The 2,474-nt window shown below is 45.2% G+C and carries 1 protein-coding gene, 14 tRNA genes and 1 rRNA gene; all 16 read left to right on the plus strand.

Annotated elements, in window-relative coordinates:
* Positions 1-6 precede the first annotated feature (6 nt).
* Positions 7-122: ribosomal RNA gene (rrf, locus tag T323_RS0123940) — 5S ribosomal RNA — on the plus strand.
* Positions 123-146: 24 nt separating this feature from the next.
* Positions 147-221, plus strand: a tRNA-Asn gene (locus T323_RS0123945).
* A 2-nt stretch (positions 222-223) separates the two neighbouring features.
* Positions 224-316: transfer RNA gene (locus tag T323_RS0123950), tRNA-Ser, on the plus strand.
* Positions 317-333: 17 nt separating this feature from the next.
* Positions 334-408, plus strand: a tRNA-Glu gene (locus T323_RS0123955).
* A gap of 211 nt (positions 409-619) precedes the next feature.
* Positions 620-696 (plus strand) — tRNA-Met (locus T323_RS0123960).
* A gap of 52 nt (positions 697-748) precedes the next feature.
* Positions 749-824, plus strand: a tRNA-Asp gene (locus T323_RS0123965).
* A 5-nt stretch (positions 825-829) separates the two neighbouring features.
* A tRNA-Phe gene (locus tag T323_RS0123970) sits at positions 830-905 on the plus strand.
* 5 nt (positions 906-910) lie between these two features.
* A tRNA-Thr gene (locus tag T323_RS0123975) sits at positions 911-986 on the plus strand.
* Between the two features lie 74 nt (positions 987-1,060).
* Positions 1,061-1,144 (plus strand) — tRNA-Tyr (locus T323_RS0123980).
* A gap of 8 nt (positions 1,145-1,152) precedes the next feature.
* Positions 1,153-1,226 (plus strand) — tRNA-Trp (locus tag T323_RS0123985).
* Between the two features lie 29 nt (positions 1,227-1,255).
* Positions 1,256-1,330: transfer RNA gene (locus tag T323_RS0123990), tRNA-Gln, on the plus strand.
* A gap of 7 nt (positions 1,331-1,337) precedes the next feature.
* Positions 1,338-1,412: transfer RNA gene (locus T323_RS0123995), tRNA-Gly, on the plus strand.
* A gap of 8 nt (positions 1,413-1,420) precedes the next feature.
* A tRNA-Cys gene (locus T323_RS0124000) sits at positions 1,421-1,495 on the plus strand.
* A 33-nt stretch (positions 1,496-1,528) separates the two neighbouring features.
* A tRNA-Leu gene (locus T323_RS0124005) sits at positions 1,529-1,617 on the plus strand.
* A gap of 77 nt (positions 1,618-1,694) precedes the next feature.
* Positions 1,695-1,778 (plus strand) — tRNA-Leu (locus T323_RS0124010).
* Positions 1,779-2,307: 529 nt separating this feature from the next.
* On the plus strand, positions 2,308-2,474 hold a 167-nt coding region (tnpA, locus tag T323_RS28220), incomplete at its 3' end, for an IS200/IS605 family transposase (RefSeq protein ID WP_180320862.1).

Genomic DNA, 2,474 nt, shown 5'->3' on the forward strand with positions numbered 1-2,474 from the left:
AATAGGTTTAGTGGCGATAGCGATGAGGTCACACCCGTTCCCATGCCGAACACGGAAGTTAAGCTCATCAGCGCCGATGGTAGTTGGGGGCTTCCCCCTGTGAGAGTAGGACGCTGCTAAGCCTTTTTATTTTATTTATCTATTGTTCCACAGTAGCTCAGTGGTAGAGCTATCGGCTGTTAACCGATCGGTCGTAGGTTCGAGTCCTACCTGTGGAGCCAATGGAGAGCTGTCCGAGTGGCCGAAGGAGCACGATTGGAAATCGTGTAGGCGGTGTTAAACCGTCTCGAGGGTTCAAATCCCTCGCTCTCCGCCATAATAACTAATTTATATGGCCCGTTGGTCAAGCGGTTAAGACACCGCCCTTTCACGGCGGTAACACGGGTTCGAATCCCGTACGGGTCACCAATTACCATATAAGTCCTTCGCAGGATAAGCTCTTGAAATGATGTTGTAAGAATACAACATCCATTAACTAGATAACGTCGCGGGGTGGAGCAACGAGCGAAACATCGATGAAAAATCATCGAGTAAACTCGACGCATACACATCGTAGTCAAAGCGAGAAGAGGAAGAGTTCTCTTCGAAGAAAATACAACATCCATTACTTTCATAACGTCGCGGGGTGGAGCAGTCTGGTAGCTCGTCGGGCTCATAACCCGAAGGTCATAGGTTCAAATCCTATCCCCGCAACCAAAAAAACTTTTACCATTTACAAATATAAGACAAATGGTATACTAATAAAGATGGTCCCGTGGTGTAGCGGTTAACATGCCTGCCTGTCACGCAGGAGATCGCCGGTTCGATCCCGGTCGGGACCGCCATTAATGGCTCGGTAGCTCAGTCGGTAGAGCAATGGACTGAAAATCCATGTGTCGGCGGTTCGATTCCGTCCCGAGCCACCATTTTCGCCGGCCTAGCTCAATTGGTAGAGCAACTGACTTGTAATCAGTAGGTTGGGGGTTCAAGTCCTCTGGCCGGCACCATTTTAATAATAACTATGCTTTTATATGATTCACGTCTTGAAAACTGTGTTCATATCATGTAGTATAAGAGTCTCGGAGGGGTAGCGAAGTGGCTAAACGCGGCGGACTGTAAATCCGCTCCTTAGGGTTCGGCGGTTCGAATCCGTCCCCCTCCACCACTTTCTATAGGGGCATAGTTTAAAGGTAGAACTACGGTCTCCAAAACCGTCAGTGTGGGTTCAATTCCTACTGCCCCTGCCAAATTAAAATTATAATGATAATGAAAATAATGGGCTATAGCCAAGCGGTAAGGCAACGGACTTTGACTCCGTCATGCGTAGGTTCGAATCCTGCTAGCCCAGCCATTTTAATGCGGGAGTAGTTCAGTGGTAGAACACCACCTTGCCAAGGTGGGGGTCGCGAGTTCGAATCTCGTCTTCCGCTCCAACAAATATGGCGGCATAGCCAAGTGGTAAGGCACGGGTCTGCAAAACCCTTATCCCCCGGTTCGAATCCGGGTGCCGCCTCCATATAACTTTATATGAGTAGTTCTTTTTGTCCGTGCCGGGGTGGTGGAATTGGCAGACACACAGGACTTAAAATCCTGCGGTAGGTGACTACCGTGCCGGTTCAAGTCCGGCCCTCGGCACCAAACTTACTCTTTTTACTTTGCCAATAAAGTAGACATGCTTTTTTTCAGAACAACTAGAATATGAAAATATTATACATGCCGGTGTGGCGGAATTGGCAGACGCGCACGACTCAAAATCGTGTTCCTTTGGAGTGTCGGTTCGACCCCGACCACCGGTACCATTTTATACGGTTTACATACGTTAGTCTTTACGGACAATATACGAGAATATAGCGTAATATCAAGCGTTTTCTACTACGGGTAGGAGACGCTTTTTTGTGTTTTATAGCGCCTTTTTTGCCGCAGGCTATACTTTTCTAATCGTGCGTAACGGTTTAACACTACGACATGGGCTAAGTCTGATATGGCAAGACGTAGCAATGTTTTAGACGAAGGCGAACTAGCTATGAACGTCAAATAGTCCACAAATGATTGAACAGGTGTGGACTATTTGACGTTTACAGATTAGGATGTGGAAATAGAACTTCTGCAGGGAAAAAATACAACTGAAGGGTTTATAAATGTGAGGGCAACTAATAAAAATTGTAATATGACTGTTTTAAATCATGATGACTCATTAAGCTTATTGAAACAGTATTCTCGATTAAGGCAGATGAGGTATATTCTAGCGAGGTATTAAAAAAACTCCTCCGTGGTGCTAAAATATATTTGGTTCGCCAACCAATATAATAGCAAATGGAGGAGTTTATGATGTCTAAAGACACTAACAGTTTAGCACATACAAAGTGGAATTGTAAGTATCATATCGTATTTGCTCCTAAGTATAGGAGGCAGGTTATTTATGGTAAGTTACGAAAGGATATAGGAGAAATATTAAGAACATTATGCGAAAGAAAAGGAGTAGAAATTATAGAGGC

Source organism: Alkalihalobacillus bogoriensis ATCC BAA-922, assembly GCF_000621445.1.
Classification (GTDB): Bacteria; Bacillota; Bacilli; order Bacillales; family Bacillaceae_F; genus Bacillus_AO; species Bacillus_AO bogoriense.